The organism is Streptomyces sp. 3MP-14, from assembly GCF_006334905.2.
Classification (GTDB): Bacteria; Actinomycetota; Actinomycetes; order Streptomycetales; family Streptomycetaceae; genus Streptomyces; species Streptomyces triticirhizae.
Genome location: NZ_VDLZ02000008.1, coordinates 22,833 through 43,337, shown reverse-complemented (window position 1 = coordinate 43,337; position 20,505 = coordinate 22,833). Strand labels below are relative to the sequence as shown.

Annotated in this window: 16 protein-coding genes; 6 read left to right on the top strand and 10 right to left on the bottom strand. The window is 73.3% G+C overall.

Annotated features, from left to right (window positions below; translation table 11 throughout):
- Positions 1–17: 17 nt before the first annotated feature.
- On the bottom strand, positions 18–1,538 hold the full coding sequence (locus tag FH609_RS14920) for an MFS transporter (protein WP_226961704.1): 1,521 nt from the start codon (positions 1,536–1,538) through the stop codon (positions 18–20).
- 274 nt (positions 1,539–1,812) lie between these two features.
- On the opposite strand from FH609_RS14920, the gene FH609_RS14915 reads away from it, so the two are divergent.
- On the top strand, positions 1,813–2,652 hold the full coding sequence (locus FH609_RS14915) for a helix-turn-helix domain-containing protein (protein WP_226961703.1): 840 nt from the start codon (positions 1,813–1,815) through the stop codon (positions 2,650–2,652).
- 39 nt (positions 2,653–2,691) lie between these two features.
- Here the strand turns inward: FH609_RS14915 and FH609_RS14910 are convergent, their stop codons facing one another.
- Complete coding sequence (locus FH609_RS14910) at positions 2,692–4,467, bottom strand: PQQ-binding-like beta-propeller repeat protein (protein ID WP_139667717.1); 1,776 nt, start codon at positions 4,465–4,467, stop codon at positions 2,692–2,694.
- Positions 4,464–5,234, bottom strand: coding sequence for a hypothetical protein (locus tag FH609_RS14905; protein ID WP_139667716.1), 771 nt, complete (start codon positions 5,232–5,234; stop codon positions 4,464–4,466). The genes FH609_RS14910 and FH609_RS14905 overlap by 4 nt, the downstream gene beginning before the upstream one ends.
- Positions 5,235–5,611: 377 nt before the next feature.
- On the opposite strand from FH609_RS14905, the gene FH609_RS14900 reads away from it, so the two are divergent.
- The gene (locus FH609_RS14900) at positions 5,612–7,666 is read left to right on the top strand and encodes an alpha-amylase family glycosyl hydrolase (protein ID WP_139667715.1); all 2,055 of its coding nucleotides are present in this window, start codon (positions 5,612–5,614) and stop codon (positions 7,664–7,666) included.
- Between the two features lie 58 nt (positions 7,667–7,724).
- Here the strand turns inward: FH609_RS14900 and FH609_RS14895 are convergent, their stop codons facing one another.
- Positions 7,725–8,816, bottom strand: coding sequence for a LacI family DNA-binding transcriptional regulator (locus FH609_RS14895; RefSeq protein WP_139667714.1), 1,092 nt, complete (start codon positions 8,814–8,816; stop codon positions 7,725–7,727).
- A 196-nt stretch (positions 8,817–9,012) separates the two neighbouring features.
- On the opposite strand from FH609_RS14895, the gene FH609_RS14890 reads away from it, so the two are divergent.
- Together FH609_RS14890 and FH609_RS14885 are read left to right on the top strand one after the other, a co-directional pair.
- The gene (locus FH609_RS14890; protein WP_139667713.1) at positions 9,013–10,101 is read left to right on the top strand and encodes an epoxide hydrolase family protein; all 1,089 of its coding nucleotides are present in this window, start codon (positions 9,013–9,015) and stop codon (positions 10,099–10,101) included.
- A 136-nt stretch (positions 10,102–10,237) separates the two neighbouring features.
- Positions 10,238–11,014, top strand: coding sequence for an HAD family hydrolase (locus tag FH609_RS14885; RefSeq protein ID WP_139667712.1), 777 nt, complete (start codon positions 10,238–10,240; stop codon positions 11,012–11,014).
- 50 nt (positions 11,015–11,064) lie between these two features.
- Here the strand turns inward: FH609_RS14885 and FH609_RS14880 are convergent, their stop codons facing one another.
- The 4 genes from FH609_RS14880 to FH609_RS14865 all read right to left on the bottom strand — a co-directional run bounded on the left by FH609_RS14880 (position 11,065) and on the right by FH609_RS14865 (position 15,751).
- The gene (locus FH609_RS14880; protein ID WP_193317903.1) at positions 11,065–11,739 is read right to left on the bottom strand and encodes a hypothetical protein; all 675 of its coding nucleotides are present in this window, start codon (positions 11,737–11,739) and stop codon (positions 11,065–11,067) included.
- Positions 11,726–13,336 (bottom strand): VWA domain-containing protein, encoded by a 1,611-nt coding sequence (locus FH609_RS14875; RefSeq protein WP_139667711.1) that lies wholly within the window; start codon positions 13,334–13,336, stop codon positions 11,726–11,728. The genes FH609_RS14880 and FH609_RS14875 overlap by 14 nt, the downstream gene beginning before the upstream one ends.
- Positions 13,333–14,538 (bottom strand): toxic anion resistance protein, encoded by a 1,206-nt coding sequence (locus tag FH609_RS14870; RefSeq protein WP_139667710.1) that lies wholly within the window; start codon positions 14,536–14,538, stop codon positions 13,333–13,335. The genes FH609_RS14875 and FH609_RS14870 overlap by 4 nt, the downstream gene beginning before the upstream one ends.
- A gap of 97 nt (positions 14,539–14,635) precedes the next feature.
- Positions 14,636–15,751 (bottom strand): hypothetical protein, encoded by a 1,116-nt coding sequence (locus FH609_RS14865; protein WP_226961673.1) that lies wholly within the window; start codon positions 15,749–15,751, stop codon positions 14,636–14,638.
- A 442-nt stretch (positions 15,752–16,193) separates the two neighbouring features.
- On the opposite strand from FH609_RS14865, the gene FH609_RS14860 reads away from it, so the two are divergent.
- Entirely contained in the window at positions 16,194–17,138 is a 945-nt protein-coding gene (locus tag FH609_RS14860) for a quinone oxidoreductase family protein (protein WP_139667709.1), read from the top strand.
- Positions 17,139–18,034: 896 nt separating this feature from the next.
- Positions 18,035–18,361, top strand: coding sequence for a hypothetical protein (locus tag FH609_RS14855; RefSeq protein WP_139667708.1), 327 nt, complete (start codon positions 18,035–18,037; stop codon positions 18,359–18,361).
- A gap of 399 nt (positions 18,362–18,760) precedes the next feature.
- Here FH609_RS14855 and FH609_RS14850 read toward each other — a convergent pair whose 3' ends face one another.
- Together FH609_RS14850 and FH609_RS14845 are read right to left on the bottom strand one after the other, a co-directional pair.
- Positions 18,761–19,267, bottom strand: coding sequence for a hypothetical protein (locus FH609_RS14850; RefSeq protein ID WP_139667707.1), 507 nt, complete (start codon positions 19,265–19,267; stop codon positions 18,761–18,763).
- A 78-nt stretch (positions 19,268–19,345) separates the two neighbouring features.
- Positions 19,346–20,413: a rhamnogalacturonan acetylesterase gene (locus FH609_RS14845; protein WP_226961672.1), complete on the bottom strand. Its 1,068-nt coding sequence runs from the start codon at positions 20,411–20,413 to the stop codon at positions 19,346–19,348.
- Between the last annotated feature and the right edge of the window lie 92 nt (positions 20,414–20,505).

Genomic DNA, 20,505 nt, shown 5'->3' with positions numbered 1-20,505 from the left:
GCCCCGCGCCCTCCGCCTCAGGCGACGACGTCCGCCCGGTCCTGGTCCGGCGGGCCCGCCGGCTCCTCCCCGGCGGGCCGGTCGGACCCGGCGCGGTCGTCCCGGTCAGCCCGGTCGGCCAGGTCGGCCCGGTCGGCCCGGTCGGCCCGGTCGGCCCGGCCGGCCCGGCCGGCCTTCGGCAGCCAGCGGAGGGCCAGCACGCCGAGCGCCGCGTGCAGCAGCCCGGCCGTGAGGGCGACGACCCGCAGGCCGTCGACGAACGCCGACCTCGCGTCCTCGACCACGGCGGACGCCAGCCCCGGCAGGTGTAGCGTCTCGTCGAGCGTCGGCGCCAACTCCGGCCCCTGGAGCCGGAAGACCAGCGCGGCGAGCGAACCCAGCAGCGCGATGCCCAGCGCGTTGCCGATCTCGTTGCTGGTCTCGGCGATCGCCCCCGCCGAGCCGGCGCGCTCCGGCGGAACGGCGCCCACGGCCGTGTCGGCGACGACCGCGAACGAGATGCCGTAGCCGACGCCCGCCACCATCGTGGACGCGACATACCAGCCGACGCCGCCGCCGGTCGTGGCCGGCAGCAGGAGCAACAGCCCGACCGCGACGAGGAAGTGGCAGGCCAGCAGCGCGGCCCGTTTGCCGAAGCGATCGACGGCGAACGGGGTGACCACGCACACCACGGTGAGCACCAGCGCCCCCGGCACCGCGAGCAGCGCCGCGTGCAGCACCGACAGGTCGAGGACCGACTGGAGGTAGACGCCGGCGAGATAGGCGGCGGCCGACCAGGCGGCCAGCGGAACCAGGCCGCTGATGATCGCGAACGTGAACGTCCGGTCCCGGAAGAGCGAGAGGTCCAACAGCGGGTGCGCCAAACGCCGTTGACGGGCGGCGAACCAGCCGAGCAGCGCCAGTCCGACCGCCGCCGACAGGATCGGCGCGGGCGCCATGCCCTCCGCCGCGAGATGCTTGAGGCCGTAGATCACCAGCAGCAGGCCGCCGGCCGAGGCGAGCACGCTCGGCGCGTCGACCCGCCCGGGCCGGGTCGCCCGCACCTCGCCGAGAAGGATCGGTGCCAGGATCAGAAACAGCGCGATCACGGGCAGGTTCACCAGGAAGACCGATCCCCACCAGAACCGTTCCAGCAGTAGACCGCCCACGATCGGTCCGATCGCGAAGCCGGCGGCGAACGCGGCCGCGAAGATCCCGATGGCCCTGGCCCGTTGCCGCGCGTCGGCGAAGAGTTCGCTCAGCACCGCCAGCGCGGACGGCAGCAGCGTCGCGCCCGCGACGCCCATCAACGCGCGGGCCGCGATGAGGAGTTCCGGCGACGGGGCGAACGCCGCCAGCGCCGAGCCGATGCCGAAGAACGTCGCGCCCACCCGCAGCAGCCGCAGCCGACCGAACCGGTCGCCGATGCTGCCAAAGGCGATCAGTAGCGAGCCAACGGCAAACCCGTAGATGTCCAGAATCCACAGAGCCTGATCGGCCGTTGGCGTCAGCGCCTGGCTGACCCGGGGCATCGCGAGGAACAGGATCGCGCCGTCCATGGAGACCAGCAGCACAGGGCCGAGGACCACCAGGAGCCCGAGCCAGGCCCGCCGCCCGGCGGCGCGGGGAGGCGGCACCTGATGCACCTGCGGCACCTGCGGTGCGTACGGTGCATCCGGCACGTGCGGTGAGCGGGGTGAAGGAGATGCGGACATGCCGACCACGCTGCGGCAGGCGCGGCGGCACAACCACTCCCCGCCGTGGGTACACCCGCCAGGTACAGGCGGGGGCCGCGCGGCGGCGCATAGGCTCGACGCCGTGGAGAGCCTCGCGATGTTCCTCAAGAGCCGCCGCGACCGGGTCACCCCGGGAGCGATCGGGCTGCGCACCTATGGCACGGTGCGCCGGGTGCCGGGGCTGCGCCGCGAGGAGCTGGCGCAGCTCGCGGGAGTGAGCCCCGGCTACTACGCGCGGCTGGAACAGGGGCTGGCGGAGGCCGCCTCCGAGCAGGTCCTCGACGCGCTGGCCCGGGTGCTGCGGCTCGACGAGATCGAGCGGACGCATCTGCACAACCTGGCCCGGCAGCCGGCCCGTTCCGGCCTCGCCGAACCGGCCGAGGAGACGCCCCACCCCCGCGTTCTCGCGCTGCTCGCCTCCCTCGACGAGGCGACGCCGGCCGTCGTGCTGGGCCGGCGCGGCGACGTGCTCGCCTGGAACCGCACGGGTCACGCGCTGGTCGCCGAGCACGTCCCGTTCGACGCGCCACAACGGCCGGGCGACCGCCCCTCGATGCCCCGGATGTTCTTCCTCGACCCGCTCACCCGCGAGCTGTACGGGAACTGGGACGAACTCGCCCGCGCCCACGTCGCCTATCTGCGGCTGACCGCCGGCCGCTTCCCCACCGACGCCCGGCTGGCCGGGCTCATCGGCGAACTCACCATGCGCTGCGACGCGTTCGCCACCCTCTGGGCGGCCGGCGAGGTCGCCGACTGCACCGTCGGCGCGATGCGCCTGCGCCACCCCACGGTCGGCGCGGCGCACGTCTCCTACCAGGTGTGGCTCCAGCCGGACAGCCCCGACCACCGGCTGGAGATCTACACCCCCGACGACGCGCCCTCGGCCGATACCCTCCGCCTCCTCACCCACCAGGCCCGCGCCACCACCACCCGATAGCAACGGCAAACAACCACCGGCCGGGCCCGGGGGCGTCGGTCAGCCGTCCGTTGCGGAGGCCAGGAGTTCGCCGACGCGCAGGACGAGTTCCCGCTCGCGGCCCACGACGACGATGACCTCACGTCCCCGCGCCATGATCACCGACTCGAAACCGCCGGCCGGCCCGCTCGCCACACCGTAGAGCAGGCTGTCGCTCCCCAGGGCCCGCAGCTCGCCCTCCCAGACGCCCCAGGGCAGCCCGCCCCCGGCGATGCGACGGGCCGTCTCCGCGTCCCGGGCCACCCAGCGCACCCCGACCTCGAACAGCTCCTCCGCGCTTCCCGAAGCGGAGGCGAACCGGCAGGCGGGCACGTGCGGGAGCGTCGTCCCGTTCACCTCCCGGCTGTCGTCCACCGGCAGCCGCTCGTAGTCGGTGCCGCGTTCCGCGCCGAGTATGCCGAGCGCGTCGTCGGACAGCAGGGCGCAGGCGTCGGGCCACTCCGCTGCGGGCACCCCGCCGAGACCCACGGGTTCGGGGTGGAGGTCCGGCCTCAGCCGGAGCGCGCTGAGGCGGGTGCCGTCCGACCCCCTCGTGGCGGTGACGAGCACATCGCCGCCATGACCGACGGGATCGCCCCGGTTCGGCAACGGCACGTCGTACTGTCGGCCGTCCGGATCGGTGACGACGCTCTCCGCAGGACGGCCCAATGCAGCGGTGTCATACCAGTTGCCGTTCCCACCGACCGAGACAACATCCCCGCCCTCGGTTCGCCAAAGCCCCTCCCACCAGCCGCGCCATCGGGTGGAGCGTTGCCAACTGATCTCACCGGCCTTGGCGTTGAGCGCATAGAGGGTCGCCCCGTTGACCAGGTAGACGTTCTGCTCGTCCCGCCCCAGCAGGGTGATCCCCATCTCCGCCAGGAACTCCGGGTCCTGGATCGTCGCCTGGGTCACCGTTTCGCCGGCCTCGTCGAGGACGACGACGGTCGGCCGGCCCCCCGTGACATGGTTGACCGCGACCAGATCGGGCGTGACGGAAAGGCGCGGCTCCTCCAGCGGGCCGAGCTCCTGCCGCCAGGCGGGACTTCCGCTCGCCGGGTCGACGGCCTCCACGACGGTGTCACCGTCCGGGCACTCCCGCAGGAGCAGGGCGTGCCCCCGGGTGGCCGCCACGCCGTCCGCGACGCAGTCCTGCTGGTCGTCCTCGCGCCCCCAGGTCCACTCCCCGGTGACCGGGTCCTGACCGGAGAGGTATGACGGCCCCACCCACGCGGCCCCGCGCTCGGTGAGGACAACGGTCGTGTCCCGGAGGGCGCCGTCCTCACCCGGCTGGAGTGTTCCCTCCGGCCCGCCGCGCTGTTGCCAGAGCAGCGCGCCCGAGGAGGCGTCATAAGCGGTGACGATGTCCGAGTACCGCCGTACGGCGCCACGGGGGTCATCCGCCGAATGGACCAGGACGACGTTCCCCAACTGCGCCATGCTGTGGACCTGTAGCGGCGGATCGACGCTGAAGCGGAGTGCGCCGGTCGCGAGGTCGAAGACGTCGACGACGCCCGAGTGCGACACCAACAGCGCGCCGTCGGCGCCGACATGCACCCCCGCGCCATCGAGCAGGTCGAACGGGCGCCCGGCCTCGTGCGGCACGGACATCTCCCACAGGGTCTCCCAGCCGGGCCCCCGTTCCGCCGGCTGCTCGCTCCCCGGCTCATCGCTCGCCGTCCCCCGGTCGTCGGGCGGTGCCGCCGTGTTCCCGCCGCCGTCGGCGCGCACTCCCGCCGAGCAGGTCAGGGCCAGCACGGCACCGACCAGCAGATAGGGCAGAACGCGGGTTCTCATCGGCACTCCCCCTGCCAGCCGGCCCAGTCGCACATCTCCGCCGGCTCCAACTCGCGTGGGCCGACGATGGTGTTGAGATACCCCGCGCCATAGCTGCCGGCCGGGCCCGTCACCGCGAACCCCTCCCCGTTCGGCGGCGGGACGCGCAGCTCGGCGCGTTCGCCCTCCAGAACGTAGGCGACGACCAGCTCGAACTCCCGGAGCCCCTCCTCGGCCCGTAAGGACATCGCGAGGCTCATCTGCTCCGCCGGCGCGAGGGTGATCACATGGCCGTCGAAGTAGGGCCGCTCCGGCTCGTCCTCCGTGTGCACGAAGGGGGCGGGCACGTCGAGATCGGCGGCCAACTCAAGCCTCTCCGTGTCGCCCTGCGGCTCGCCGCAGAGAAGTGCCCCGTCGAGGGCGGCCGTTGGCCCTGGGGTCAGGGGCTCGATGTCGATCGACTCGATCGTCAGCGCCCGGTCGCCGCCCTGGAGCGTGATGCCGAGGTCCAACCGGCCGACCGTCGCGCTCTCCTCGCGTGCGATCAGCCCGCGCCAGTCGGTGCTGCCCAGCAGTTCGGCGCGGTCCCCGGCCGAGGTCGGCGTCGTGGCGAGGGCGGTGCAGTTCGCGTCGCCGAGCACCGATGTCGCGATGTGGAGGTCCGGCCGCTCGTCGGCCCCCGGCCCGTCGGCTCCCTGCTCGGGCGGCTCGGACTCCTGCGGCCCCTCGGACCGTTGCTCGGAGGGCTGCGCCGAACTCTCCGGCGGTGGGTTCAGGTCGGCTGACATCCACCCCCATGTGATGTTCACCAGCAGGGGTGCCCCCACCAGCGCCGCCACGCTCAGTCCCGCGCGCCTCATGAGGCGCAGCCGCGCCTGCCGGGGGTCGGACGGCGGGTGGTGTCGGCGACGTGGGTGCCGACTCCCGGGCCGCACAGGTGAGTTCATGCTCCCTCCCACCCGTGACCGTACGGCCCGAACCCCACCCGGAGCGTCAACCCTCGGGTTGACGCGACGTCATCCCCGCGCGGTAGGCCGCCCGCCCCGCCGCCGGACGGCGCGCCGTCGGGACGGTTGACAGCGCCAACTAACGCAACTACTAACTCGTTACAACGCCTTGCCGGCGCGCGCCCCACTCCCCCCACCCGGCAACGGAGAGGACCGCCATGCGGGACAGCAACCCCCCACCCACCGCACCCCGCCGTCGAAAGCGCCGCCCCGGCGGGCGAAGGGCCCGGTGGGCGACCGCCGCCGCGCTCGCCACCGCCGCCGTGACCGCCACCCTGCTGCCCGGCACGGGCAACGGCGCGCCGGCCGCCGATCCGTCGAACGCAGCCGTCGGCGCCGGCGCCGCCGCCCAGCCGGCCACGCCCCTCGACACCACGGCCCTGGACACCCTGGGCGCGATCCACACCCCCGACGCCACGACCTTCCGCATCTGGTCGCCGGAGACGGCCGACGTCTCGGTGACGGTCGGCGGCGAGACCCACGCGATGAGCCCGGTCGAACTCGCCGACTACACCGACGTCTACGAGGTGGTCGTCGAGGGCGACCTGAACGGCGCCACCTACCAGTTCCACGTCGGCGGGAACGCCGTCCGCGACCCGTACGCGCAGATGGTCAACCCCGGCACCACCGAGGGCGTGGTGATCAACGCGGCCAGCGTGACGCCCAGCGATGGGAGTTGGGCCCCGACGCCCGAGCTGGTCAACCGCGAGGACGCCGTCGTCTACGAGCTGTCCGTGCGGAACTTCACCATCGACCCCAGCTCGGGCGTGGACGAGGAGCTGCGCGGCACGTTCGCCGGGCTGACCCAGACCGGCACCACCAACGGCGACGGGCTGGCCACCGGCATCGACCACCTCAAGGAGCTGGGCGTCACCCACGTCCAGCTGATGCCGTCGTTCGACTTCAACAGCACGGTCCCCAACTGGGGTTACGACCCGTCGAACTTCAACGTCCCCGAGGAGCAGTTCTCCCGGTTCACCGAACCCGAGGAGCGCATCCGCGAGTTCAAGGACATGGTCAACGAGTTCCACGAGAACGACATCCGGGTGCTCATGGACGTCGTCTACAACCACACCTACAGCAAGGAGGCGTTCGAGGACATCACCGGCCAGTACTACACCCCGGAGGACCTGGCGGGTGTCGGCAACTCCCTCGACGACGGCAACCCCATGGTGAGCCGGATGATCCGGGACTCGCTCGAACACTGGGTGCGGAACTACAACATCGACGGCTTCCGCTTCGACCTGGCGGGCGTGCACCACTACGCGAACGTCGCCGAGTGGACCGAGTACCTGCACGCCGCCTACCCAGGGCGCGCCCTCCAGGTCCACGGCGAGCCCTGGTGCGGCGGCTGCACCGACCCGCTGGAGTCGTCGAAGGTGCGCTACGGCACGGTGCCCGCGCTGGCCGGCGGGCACCTGGGCGTGTTCAACGGCGCCTACCGGGACGCGTTAAAGGGCGGCACCCGCGACACCGTGCTGGGCTACATGGGCGGCGGGGGCGACCCGGCGGCCATCGCCTCGGGAACGCGCGGCTCCCCGCTGGCCGAGCACAGCACCGAGCCGCTGCCCAACCCCTGGGACCCCAACTTCGCCCACGACCCCGAGCAGACCATCAACTACGTCTCGGCACACGACGACCTCAACCTCTGGGACAAGATCACCTACTCCGGGGTGACCGGCGGAGCCGAGGGCCGGGCCGGGCGGATGAACCGGTTCGCGGCCGGGATGGTGCTGACCTCGCAGGGCATCCCGTTCTTCTACGAGGGCGACGAGTTCCTGCACTCCAAGGTCGTCAACGGCGACTACGAGACGGCGAAGAACTCCTACAACGCCGGCGACGAGGTCAACGCGCTCGACTGGGACGAGAAGACCCAGAACGCGGCGACCTTCGCCTACTACCGCGACGCCATCGCGCTGCGCCAGTCAACTCCGGCCCTCCGGCTGACCAGTTGGGACGCCGTTCAGAACCAGATGGTCACCGGGGTGGACGGTTCGGTCGTGGTCTCCGCCATCAGCTCCGACCCGAACAGCCCCGCCGAGCCCGACACCGTCGTGGTCTACAACCCGACGGACGCCGACTACCAGCCGAGCCTGCCCCCGGGCTCCTGGTCGAGGGCGCTGGACGCCGGCGGCGCGGCCGACGGGAGCGACACCACGTGCGAGGGTCTGGCGGTGACGGTGTTCACCCGGGACGCGGCGGCCGGGGCCTGAGCCGAACGCCCGCGCGAATCGGCCCGGGCCGGCGCCAACGGCCGGCACCCCGTCGCGCTCAGCGCCGCGTCCGGGTCCCCGTCCCGCCCGGGGCGGGGGCCCGGCCGCTGGAGTCGCGCACCATCAGCGCGGTGCCGAGCACCTGGTGCGGGTGCTGGTCCTCGCCGCGCACGGCGGAGACCAGCAGCTCGGCGGCCAACCGCCCCTTGGCGGCGATGGGTTGGTGCACGGTGGTCAGCCGGGGCCGCAGCCAGGACGCCTCGGGCAGGTCGTCGAAACCGGTCACGGAAACGTCCCCGGGAACGCGCAGACCCAGTTCGTGCAGGGCGTCGACGGCCCCGATGGCCAGCACGTCGGACAGCGCCAGGATCGCGGTCGGCGCCCTCCCGGCCATGACCGCCCCCGTCGCCCGATACCCCTCGGCGCGGGTGCAGGGCACCTCCAGGAGTTCCACGTCGTTCATGGTCATCCCGGCCCCGGAGAGTCCCTCGGCGATGCCCGCCATGCGCCGGGAGAGGCTGCCGCGATAGCCGACCGTGGCCACCGTGGGGCCCGGGTCGATGGACAGCACCGCGATCCGCCGGTGCCCCAGCTGGAGCAGGTGCTCGACGGCCTCCCGCGCGCCGTTGCGGTCGTCCACGTCGACGCTCGGGGCGCCCTCCGCCGCGTCGCTGTCCACCAGGACGAACGGAATGCCGCGCCGCCTCAACTCCTCGACCTCGCCCCGGTCCGTCTCCAGACCGCAGACGACAAAGCCGTCCACGGCGGCATAGGGAATCGCCTTCAACATCGAGTCCCGCAACGGCGGCGTCAACAGCAGCGTGAAGCCCTCGCGGTCACAGACCTGCCCCACGCCCAGCAGAAAGCGCGCGTAGTACGGGTTCTCCATCACCTTGGCGACGTTCTGCGGCAGCAGCACCCCGAGGGACTTCGTCTGCCCGGCCTGGAGCATCCGCGCGACCGCGTTGGGCACATACCCCAACTCCCGGGCCGCCGCGAGAATGCGCTCGCGGGTCGCCTCGGAGATGCGGGCCGGGTCGTTGAAGGCGAAGGAGACGGCGGACCGGGAGACGCCGGCGGCGGCGGCGACATCCTTCGACGTCGGACGCCGCTTCCCCGGCTCACCGCCGGGCCGCCCGCCTGTCGCCATCCTGCCCCTCCTCGTCTCCCCCGCCCGGCCGGCGAGCGCCAGACCGACCGCCCGTGCCCCCGAACCCTATCCCCACCGCTTCCGGCGGCGGAGAGCCCTCGCCCCCGCCGGCGACCGAGCAGACCGTTCGGGCCGCCAACGATTCATGCTACCGTTCGAGACACAAACGTTAGTCGCACAAATGTTAGGCACGCCAATGATCAAAGCGTTCCGCGTCGCCGTCCCCCAGGCCGACCTCGACGACCTCAACGACCGCCTCGCCCGCACCCGTTGGCCCAACGAGGTCGCCAACGCCGGCTGGGACTACGGCTTCCCGCTGACCCGACTCAGGGAGCTGGCCGAGTACTGGCGCACCGGCTACGACTGGCGCCAACACGAGGCCAGGCTCAACGAGTTGCCGCACTTCACCACCGAGATCGACGGCCAGAACGTCCACTTCGTCCATGTCAGGTCCCCCCGGCCCGACGCGCTCGCGCTGGTCCTCACCCACGGCTGGCCCGGCTCGTTCCTGGAGTTCCTCGACGTGATCGAGCCGCTGTCCCGGGACTTCCACCTGGTCATCCCGTCCATCCCCGGGTACGGCTTCTCCGGGCCGACCCACGAGCGCGACTGGGGCGTCGTCCGGATCGCCCGGGCCTGGGCCGAGCTGATGCGCCGCCTCGGGTACCAGCGCTACGGCGCCCAGGGCGGCGACTTCGGCTCCGGCATCTCCACGGCGCTCGGGGCGGTGGCGCCCGACCGGGTCGTCGGCGTGCACGTCAACTACCTGCCGACCCCGCCGGACCCGGACGCCGACCTCGCGCTCTCCGAGGACGACGAGGCGCGGCTGGCCCGGATCAGACAGCTGATGGCCAACCGCCCGCCCTACCAGGCGCTCCAGGCCCTCACCCCGCAGACCATCGGCTATGCGCTGACCGACTCGCCCGTCGGCCAACTCGCCTGGATCGCCGAGCGCTTCGCGCAGTGGACCGACCCGAAGACGCCGGTCGACGACGAGCGGATGCTCACCGACGTCTCGCTCTACTGGCTGACCGCCACGGCCGCCTCCTCCGCCCGCCTCCACCACGACGCGCCGCGCGGCGCCCAGGAGCCGTGCCGGGTGCCGCTCGGCGTGGCGGTGTTCGCCCACGACATCACCCGGTCGGTGCGGCCGCTGGCGGAGCGGCGCTACGACATCAGGCACTGGTCGGAGTTCGACCGGGGCGGCCACTTCGCGGCGATGGAGGTGCCGGAGCTGTTCGCCGAGGACGTCAGGGAGTTCTTCCTGCACCGGATCGCCGCGTAGCGGCCGGAGCCGGGCCGCCGGCCGCCCGGGCGGCTCCCGACCGGCGGCCCCCTGCGGCAGACTCGTTCCGGGGGCCGGCGCGGCCCCGCGCCGGGACAGGAACGTGTGAACGTGCGAACGTGCGGAGGTCATCGTCATGCAGCCCCCAGGAGCCGCGCCCGGAGCACCCCACCTCGGCCCCCCGGCGGCCGGCCCCGAGGAGCCGGCGCCGCCGGGCCGCCTCGCCGCGGTGGTCTTCGACTTCGACGGCCTGCTGATGGACACCGAGTCGACCCTGGTCGAGGACTGGCGGAACGAATGGGCCTTCCACGGCCTGCGGTTGGACGTCGACACCGACTTCTGGCCAGGACACGGCGGCAACGTGACCGAGCACCGTCTCGACCGACTCGCCGCGCTGGTCGGGCCCGGCTTCGACCGCGCGGCCAGCCACGCCCGGTTCCTCGCCCACCGCCGCGAGCTGCACCGTTCGCTGGGGCTGCGCCCCGGCATCGGCGACTGGCTGAACGAGGCCCGCGCCCTGGGCCTGCGGTGCGCGATCGCCAGCAGCTCCCCGCTGCCCTGGGTGCGCCAACACCTCACGCGGGTCGGGGCGTTCGGGCTGTTCGACGTCGTCGCCACCGGCGACGAGGTGACCGAGCCCAAGCCCGACCCGGCCGTCTACCGGCTCGCGCTCCACCGCCTCGGCCTCCCGGCCGCCCGCACCGTGGCCGTGGAGGACACGCCCCACGGCGTCGCCGCCGCCCACCGGGCGGGGATGGCAACGATCGCGATCCCCAACCCGTTCGTCGACGCGGCCAAGGTCGCCGCCGCCGACCTCACCCTCCCCAGCGCCGCCCACCTCTCCCTCCCTCAGGCCGTCGCCCACCTGGAGAACCGCGCCGGCCCCCAACTCCCCGGCCCCGCCCGGGCGTAGGGCCGCGCGGGGCGGCCGGCGCCGCCGGTTCAGCCCGAGGCGCGGCCGGCTCACCCCGGGGTGCGGCCGTCGCCAAGGCCCTCGGGCGGCGTCTCCCGGTCACCGGACCTGGACTCCAGATAGGTGGTGTGGGTCCGCTGCCGACGTTCCAGCGACTCCCGGACCAGCTCGGCGACCGTTCCCAACTCCTCCCGCAACAACTCCAGTTGCCGCCTGAGGTGGCGCTCGGCCGGGTCGGCGCCCGGCTGGAGCCTGGCCCACCAGCGGGTGCGCTGGTACGCGTCGAACGCCTCCGGGAGGTCGGTGCGCACGGCGCGGCCCAGGACGTGCACCGCCTCGGGGTCGGCGGCGATCTCCTCGGCCACCCAGCCGGGTTCGAGGAGGGCGGCCAGCAGATCGTCGACCTCGGCGGCCGGCACCGTCGCCTCGGCGGGCACGTCCAGGCCCGCGACATAGTCGCGCAGGGCGGCGAAGTCGGCCCGAACGGCGTCCAGTTCGCCGCCGGGGCCACCCGTTCCCGCGAACAGCGGGCGCGCGGCCCGCTCGGGCGGGGCGATCAGCGCGCCCGCCCCGTACAGGCCGGCGACCACGACCGGCCAGTAGGCGCCGGCCAGCCCGGTGAACACCGTCACCAGGCCGACCAGCCCGCAGACGCAGCCCGTCAGGTTCTTCCGCGACTCCAGGTAGGCCAGGGCCCGGGCCGCAGGACCGCTACTGGTAGCCACGGATCTCCTGGAACGCGTCGTCGAGCGGGCCGCTGACCGCGTCGAACAGCGCGCCCCCGGTCTGGTCGGCGATCCGCTGAAGCTCGGCCGGATCGAAGTCGCCGAACAGGATGGTGAACACCGGCACTTGGCGCCACTCCTCGTCGAGCGCCGCGTAGTAGTCCTGGAAGGTCGTAGCGGTCACGTCGTCGATGTTCTGCCCGTCGGTCATCAGCACGATGGAGGTGAACGCGTCCCGCGCGCCCTCGTCGGCCAGCAGCTCGTACGCCTCGATCAGGCTGGCGTAGAGGGCGGTGCCGCCCAGCGCGGTGAGGGAGTCGATGCCCGAACGGATGCCGGCCAGGGCGTCCTCGCGGCGCTCGGCCTCGACCGTCCAGGTCTCGGCGGAGACCACGTTGTCGTTGAACGGCATCAACGTCACCTGCTCCCGGTCCCTGAACCGCTGCCCCGCCGGGGCGTCCGCGCCGGTGAGGCGACGCAGCGCGTCCTGGAGCGCGGCCAGCCGCTCCCCGTCCATCGAACCCGACGTGTCCAGCACATAGAGCGTGCGGGAGGGGCGGCGCAGCTCGCTGTCGTAGGCGTCGAGGAGCGCGTCGGCGACGTCGAGCGAGCCCGGGTAGGGCAGTTCGCGGCGCTGCCCGCCGGGAATCGCCTCGGCTGCCGCGACCCCGGTGGCGACCGGGCGGCGCAACGTCTCCTCCGTGAGGGCGCGCTGCGCCTCCGGGCTCCGCAGATACCCGCCGAGGAGGCGCAGCGCCTCGGCCGCCTCGGGCGAGGCGGAGGTCAGGGTGGTGAGCGGGTAGCGGGCGGTGACCACGCCGTCCAGCGGGCGGACCACCGCCAGGTCGGCGGCGCCGTCGCGGTCCAGGCCGAGCAGCACGGACTCGTAGTTGATCAACGCGTCGACGTCGTCGCGCTGTTGGAACGCCTCGGCGAGCCAGCCCGAGGAGCCGGAGGTGAGCCGCTGCCCGGCGAACAGCTCCACCAGCCGGTCGGCGCTGCCCGTCACATCCTCCGAGGTGAGCGCGGACTGGGCGCCGGAGAGCGCGGAGGTCACCGAGATCAGCGCGCTGTAGCCGGAGTTGGAACGCGTCGGGTCCGTCATGCCGAAGGTCAGCTCGCCGGCCGTCGCGGCCTCGTGGACCTGGGCCCAGGTGATCTCGTCGAGCTGCCAGCCGAGCCGGGCGAGGGCCTCCGGGCGCAGGCCCAGGGCGACGGGCGAGGTCATGATCGAGGTCTCGGTGAGGACGCGCTCCTCGGCCTCGGGGTGCAGCCTGAGGTAGTCGTTGGTGGCCAGCCACACCGCGTCGTAGGCGCCGTCGGCCTCGCCGGACAGCACCTGGCGGGTGGCGTCGAGGGTGCCGACGCTGGTGATGTCGGCGCGGACGCCGGTCTCCTCGGCGGCGCGTTCCAACAGCGGTTCCATGTCGGCCAGTTCGCTGCCCGCGAGAATCCGGACCGTCTCGGCGGCCTCGACGCCGCCGCCGTTCCCGCCGTTCCCGTCGTTCCCGCCGTCGTCGCCCGAGTCGCCGGTGCAGGCCGCGACGGCGAGCGCGAGCGCGGCGAGCGAGGCGGCCAGCCGTGCGCGTGCCCTCATCCCAGGCCCTCCTCGCGCCGGTCCCCGGCGCGCGAGCGCTCCAGGTGGTCCCCCGCGACGCTCAACTCGTCGGACAGGGCGCGGGCGGTGGCCGCCATGGTCTCGGTGGCCTGCGCCTTGTAGGTGTCGATGGCGTCCAGGGTGCGGTAGACCTGCTGGAACGCGGCGCGCAGGGTCTCGGCGCCGACGGCCGGGTCGGCGGCCATCTTCTGGATCTCGCCGCTCTGGGTGGCCAGCATCTCGGCGTTGGCGCGGACCAGGTCCTCGGTGGTGCCGCGCAGGGCGGAGATCTGCTCGCCGACCTTGCGCTGGTTCTCCAGGGCGGTGGAGAGCATGATGCCGATGCGCAACGCGGCGACGGTGGTGGTGGCGGCCCGGTCGACGCCCTTGATCAGCTCCTCGTTGTTGCGGCGCACCACGTCCATGGCGAGATAGCCCTGGGCGCACACCGCGAGCTGGGTCAGCAGATCCTGGTGCTTCTGCCGGACCGGGAAGAGGAGGTCGGCGCGCAGCGCCGTGGCCTGCTCGGGGTCCGTCGCCTCCAACCGGTCGACGCGCCGTTGCAGTTCGCCGTCCAGCGCCTCGGTGAGGACGGCGTACTCTTGGAGCTTTCCCATGGTGTCCCAGAGGCGGGCGCGCTCGGTGTGCAGGGCGGCGCTGTCGCGGCGCAGCTCGTCCTGGCCGGACCGCAGGCTGGCCACGATCTTCTGGAGCGTGCCCTGCGCGGTGGCGTAACGGGCGAGGTGGTCGCGGAACCGGTTGCCTCCGGGCAGCCGGGAGAGCAGCCGCCGCACCCCTCCGGCGGAGGACTCGCGCGGGTCGAGGTCCTCCACGGTGCGGCGCAGGTCCACCAGCGACGAGGAGACCCGGCCCTGCGCGTCGGCCGCGTCGCCACCCGCGCCCCGGGCGAGCGAGCGGACGCTGCGGTCGAGCATCCGGTTGGACTGCTGGGCCGCGGCGCGCATCTCGGCCGAGCCGAGCGAGGTGACCTCGCCGACCCGGGTGGAGAACTCCGGTGACCGCGCGTCCAGTTCGGACAGCGAGTCGACATAGGTGGCGGCGCGGCGGCCCAGTTCCTCGCGGGTCTCCGCGTCCAGCGGGACCAGCCCCGAGGCCTGCTCCGCCCGGACCGGGGCGACGGGCTCGGGCGGCGTGAGGATCAGTGGGCTCTCGGTCTCTGTCACTACTTCCCCCTCTGTCATGGTTCCCCCTCGATGAGATCCGGCACGGCGGGGTGGCTGTCGGTCACGTGGCCGTCGGCCGGGCGGCCGTCGGCCGGGTGGCTCCGCCGGGCCCGCGTCAGCCCCGGGCGCGGTCGGCCATGGCGCGCAGCACGTCGGCGGTGGGAACGGGCGCCTGCCGCACCCCGTCGAGCCCGTCCCTGAGGTAGGCGGAGTGTTCGGCGGTCGCCTCGGTGAACTCGGTGGTGGCGCCCTGCGGCCGGAAGCCGTGCCGAACGGCGAGGCGGCGCAGTTCGGGGCTCTCGGTCAGGACCTCGCCGAGGCGTTGGCCGCCCTCGGTGAGCGGCACCAGCGTGTGGTCGCTGGTGGCCGTGGTGTCCGGGTAGAGCACCACCATGTCCCCGGCCACGCCCGCGTCGGCGTCCCCGGGGCCGGCGTCCCCCGCCTCGGCGCCGCCGATCAGCAGCGCGGCGACCTGCGACTCGTAGGCGAGGACCAGGGGGTTGCCGACGCCGCTGACGAAATCGCGGAACGGCCCGTCGGAGCTGGACTGTTGGGTGCCCTGGACCCGCACGAGGGTGTCGAGCAGCGGCGCGGTGCGCTCGATGGCGGCCTCGTCGGCGACGACCTGCCCGTCGTTGGCGACAAAGGAGGCGGCCGCCAGATAGAGCGCGCCGGAGTTGGAGGTGAGCGGGTCGGTGCTGGAGACATAGAGCACGCCGCTGAGCCCGTCCCGCGCCTCGGCGCCCTCCAACTCCTGCCAGGTGCGGCCCTCTTCGACCGCGGCGAGATAGTCGGCCATGGAGAGCTGGCCGCGGTGGTCCGCCTCCAGCGTGGCCAGGCCGTTGGCGGCCAGCACCTCGACGGCCTGGCGGTGGGCGAGCACCACCAGCGGCGAGTAGAACGGCCGCAGCGGGGCGCCCACATCGCCGTTGTCGCGGCGCAACGCGTCGGCGGGGCCCTGGCTGGAGGGGAACGCGAAGTCGTAGTCCCCGAGGTCGACGTCCTCCATCGCCCACGAGCCGACGGACTGGGCCCGCACGGTCAGCCCCTCGTCGGCGAGGGCCGCCACCACGTCGGGGTCGGCGAAGAACTCCGCCTTCTCCGAGCCGATCACGCCGCTGACCGTGGTCGTTCCACCCCCGCCCTCCCCGGTGTCCCGCCCGACGACGACCGCGACGACAACGCCGGCCAGCAACAGCACTCCCAGTGCGATCCCCCATATCCGTCTCACGATGTGAAGCTTCCTCAACCAGGACCACCGCCGGGCATCAACAAGGTGGCCGCCGGGTGAACCAGCCGTCGCAGAACCCCAACGGGCGTGCGGGCGCGGCGTGTTGAGGGCCGCCGCCCGGGGCTCGCGTGACGGACGGCCGGCCGGCGGGGGCGGGCGCAGCCCGCAAGCGAGCTGACGACCGAAGGTTAAGTGTTCGAGACACCTTCCCCCTTTGAACTGCCGTTCCCTTTCCCGAGAAACAGCACAGGACAACGCGGAAACCCGTATCCGGTGCCCTTGCTCACGTGGCAGAAAATCGATCGCTCATGGAAGCCATACGGCATTCCGCTGGCCGAGCGAGGACGCATCGCCCGAAGTCCCCGGCTCCCCGTGGAGAACCTGCCTTATGGTGCTGCGGCCAAGCCCGTGCGGGAATCCGTCAGTTGCATTGAGGAGTGTTGTGCGCGCTGTTGTGATGAAGGAGTTCGGTGGGCCCGAGGTGCTGCGGGTGGAGGAGGTCGCGGACCTTGAGCCGCGCCCGGGGCACCACCTGCTGAGGGTCACCCGCGCCGGCATCAACTACGCCGACGTCCACGCCCGCACCGACTCCTACCTCGCCCCCGTCACCCTCCCCCACACCCCCGGCAACGAGGTCCTCGGCACCACCCCCGACGGCCGCCGTTACATCGGTCTCACCCGAGGCGGCGGCTACGCCGAACACGCCCACGTCCACCGCCGCACCGCCTGGGAAGTCCCCGACGACATCACCGACGACCAGGCCATCCCCCTCGCCCTCCAGGGCCAGACCGCCTGGCACCTCCTCCACACCACCGCCCAACTCCGCCCCCACCACAGCATCTTGATCCCCGCCGCCGGCGGCGGAGTCGGCTCCCTCGCCGTCCAACTCGCCAAACACACCGGCGCCCGCGTCATCGCCCTGGCCAGCACCGAAACCAAACGCCGCCTCGCCCGCGAACTCGGCGCCGACACCGTCCTGGACCCCACCACCGACCACCTCGCCGAACAGATCCTCGACACCGCCGGCGGCCCCGTCGACATCGCCCTGGAGATGACCGCAGGACCCCTCCTGAACGAAACCCTCAACGCCCTCGCCCCACGCGGCACCCTCGTCCTCTACGGCTACGCCTCCGGCACCCCCACCGACCTCCCCGCCCGCACCCTCATGACCAAGGGCATCAACGTCGCCCCCTTCTGGCTCCCCCACCTCTACAGCGACCGCGACGCCCTCCCCACCAGCATCACCGCCCTCTACAAGGCCGTACGCGACGGCACCCTCACCCCCCTCACCGGCGGCACCTACCCCCTCACCCAAGCCCCCGAAGCCCACCACACCCTCACCTCCCGCACCCACCTCGGCAAACTCTCCCTCGACCCCACCCGCTGAACCCGACCCGACCGGGAGCGCCAACCAACGGTCCGGGGACGGAAGTTCGACTCCCCTCCCCGGGCTCGGGGCCCTTGCCACACAACTCACCGCCACCCAGACGGGGCCGGAGAGGCCGCGTTGGGCGGTGGTGAGGGCGAGATGCGCGGTGCAGTCGACGTCCTGTTCCTCGGCCTCCTCCGGGGGGTGCGGGTGAGAGGGGACACCGTCGGGCTGGGCCGTGTCGGAGGGCTCGGGCGTGAAGGGGTCGTCGGCGAAAAGGCCGCGGGCCTCGCTCTGGTCGATCACCATGTCCCAGCCCTGGCTGATCGTCCAACGCCCCGCGTTGGGATGCCAGTTGGGCTTGGGCGGCGGGAGGGTGGGCGCGGGGACGGGGTGGGGACCACGGTTGGGGTTCTGCGGCGGCGGGGGCGGCGGCGGGGTGACGGCGGGGGCGCTGGCGTAGCCGGCGCGGCTGCCGACATACGAGCCGCAGCCGCCGGAGCCGCCGCTCCAACCGCCGCCGTGCCCCGCCCAGTTCCATGCCCCCGCGCTGCCGGGTGACGGAAGCCGGCCGAAGAAACCGCCCAGCCAACCGGCGAAGGCCGCCATCGCGGCCGCACGCGCCTGGGCACGCGCCTGGGCGCGCACCGCGCCGGCCGCGTCGGACTGATAGCGCGACAGGTCGCCGAAGGCGCCGGGGTGGTAGCCGGCGGCCGATGACGACGAGCCCGAACCGCTCAGCCGGTTCCAGCCGATGATGCCGATCCCGAGACCCGCGACGGCGCCGATCGCCGCGCCCCAGGGCCCGCCCACGGCGGCGCCTCCCGCGCCGCCGGCAGCCGGGGCGAAACGGACTACTCCGCGTCCGCCTCCTGGTCCGTGGACCACTACCGACCTCTGACCGAACCTCCAGCGTGCAACGCGACGACAGCCAACGCCGCGCCGTCAGAGGCGCCGGCGCCTGTGCGCGTGGCTACCGCATCATCCACCGGGAGATCGGGTCGCGCGGCGCCATCCTGAAGTTCGTGCGGGACAACGTCGCGCTCAGCATCACCCTGTGGTGCCTCGCCGCCCTGCTCCTCACCTTCGTCATCGCCGTCGGCGCCATGGTCCGGCGCGAAGCCCGTGTGAAACGGCAGATCGTCGAGGACTTCCACCAGCAGTCGGCACTCGATGTTCCCCCTCCCCCTCCACCTCCACCTCCTCCGTACCGGAACCCAACGACTCCCGAGGAGAACTGATGCACATGTACTTCGATGTCCCGGGCGGTTTCTTCTCGTTGCCCGTGGGGATGTCGTTCGACGCTACGCGCGCTCATGTGACGAGCCTGGCACCGGGATCGACCGCCGGCCGCCGTGGTGACGGGGCAGCGGAGGCACGCCCTTCCCGCCGAGAACGTCGCCGAGAACGCGCCCGGCCGCCTGGACTTCGCGGAACTCCAGGCGTTCCTCCCGGTACCGCACCACGGCGCCCCGGGCGGTCCCCACCTCCTGACCGTCACGTTCACCACCCCGGTGCCCCGCCACTGGCACGCCTGTATGCCGCAGATGGTTCACCTGCCGCGCAGCGTCACCTTCACGGATCGCCCCGAGGGCGGCCCCGGGGCCTCGGCCGGTGGGCTCCGGCCGCCGCGCGTCCGATCAGTCCAGGGGCAGGGCGCCCTCGGCGGCGAGTTGGAGCCAGAGGGCGAGGTGCCAGTCCTGGTCGTTGGCCAGGGGGTCGGCGGCGTGGGCCGGTGCTCCGTCGGGCCGGTCGCCGGTGTGGTGGAACGTGTAGCGCTCGCTGAGGCGTTCGCCGCCGGCGCGTTCGACGACCAGGCCGAGTCCGGGCAGGGGCGTGAAGCGGGCCTCGCTGCGGTCGCGGTCGATCCGCAGTTCGTCGGGCGCGTTCCAGCGGGCCGCGCCCTCGTCGGTGACCAGGTGCCCGGCGCCCCAGCGGTGTTCGACCGAGTGCCAGGGCACGGTCTCGTCGAGGAGGAACCGCCGGGCGGGTTGCCGGTCGTCGACGAACCGGAGCGGCGCTCCGGTCGCCGGGTCGAGCACCGCCCGGCCGCTGCCCAGGGCGAGGCCGAGTTCCGGGGAGGCGCCGTCAGCCGGCCCGTCGGCGTCGGGGCGGGGCGGACGCGACATTGTCTCGTGGTCGGTCATGTCCGGAAGCCTTTCCTCGTCGGTCGTCGGTCGTCGGCTCAGCCGGTCCCGGCGGGCGCGGCGGGCGTGGGGTGCCCGTCAGCGGGTGGCGCGCGCGGAGATCAGGCGCTGGTCGCGCAGCTGGTCGAGCACAAGCCGGGCGTAGACGGTGGCGCCGTGCACGGAGGTGTGGGTGTTGTCGCCGTTGACGTTGGTGAGGTAGAGGTCCTTGGACTCCTCGGTGCCCAGGTCCTCCACCAACTGCCGGGTGAGGTCGGTCAGATCGATCAGCGGCACGTCGAGGTCGTCGGCCAGCGAACGCATCGCGGCGGGCAGGTCGCCGCCGCCCATGACGTGCAGCGCCACCGGGTCGAGGGCGCCGTCGCTCTGGAAGCGGCGGCGCACGATCGGCGTGACCAGGACGGGCTCGCCGCCGCGCGCGGTGACCCGCTCGACCATGGTGGCCAGGTTGGCGCGGAACTCCTCGGCCGGGGTGCTCTTGTCGTTGTGTCCGAGCTGGACCAGCACCAGGTCGCCGGGGCGGACGCGGGCCTCCACGGCGTCGAACAGCTCGGGCTTCGCCAGGACGCTCCCGGTGCCCTCGCCGGAGGCGGCGTAGTTGGCCACCACGACCTGTTGCCGGAGGAACTGCGGGAGTTGCTGTCCCCAGCCGGAGTAGGGGTCGCTGGCCTGGTCGCAGACGGTGGAGTCGCCGACCAGCAGGATCTGGCGGGTGCGGGAGGCGGGGGTGACGCGCAGGTCGAGCAGGCGCGGGTTGTCCCCGCCGACGCGCAGGTCGAGGCCGGGGCTTCCGTCCGGTCCTGTGGGCTCGCCCTCGGGGGTGCGCACATCCACGGTGAAGCTGCGGCGCACCACCTCGCCCGGCCCGGTGGGGGTCTCGCCCAGGACGGTGCGCCGCGTCTCGGCCTGGACCGAGGTGCTGCCCGCCTCGTCGCCGCCGAGTGTCACGGTGACCCGGTAGCTGCCGGGCGCCACGTCGTAGTGGCACAGCACGGGTGCCTCGCCGGTGCACGTCCCGGGCGGCGTTCCGCCCGGCCGGCCCTCGGCCCTGGCCGGCGTGCCGACGAGGCCGACGAACATGGCGACGGCCGTCACCAGCACGACGCCGCTCGTCGCTCGTCCGCTGTGTCGTCCTGGTCTGCGCATGGGTGGTCCCTTCGGGTGCGGGGGGTGAACGGTGGTGGGTGCGGCGGACGTTGCCGGGCCGGGCGGGGCTTGCCGGGGGTTGGCCAGCGGCG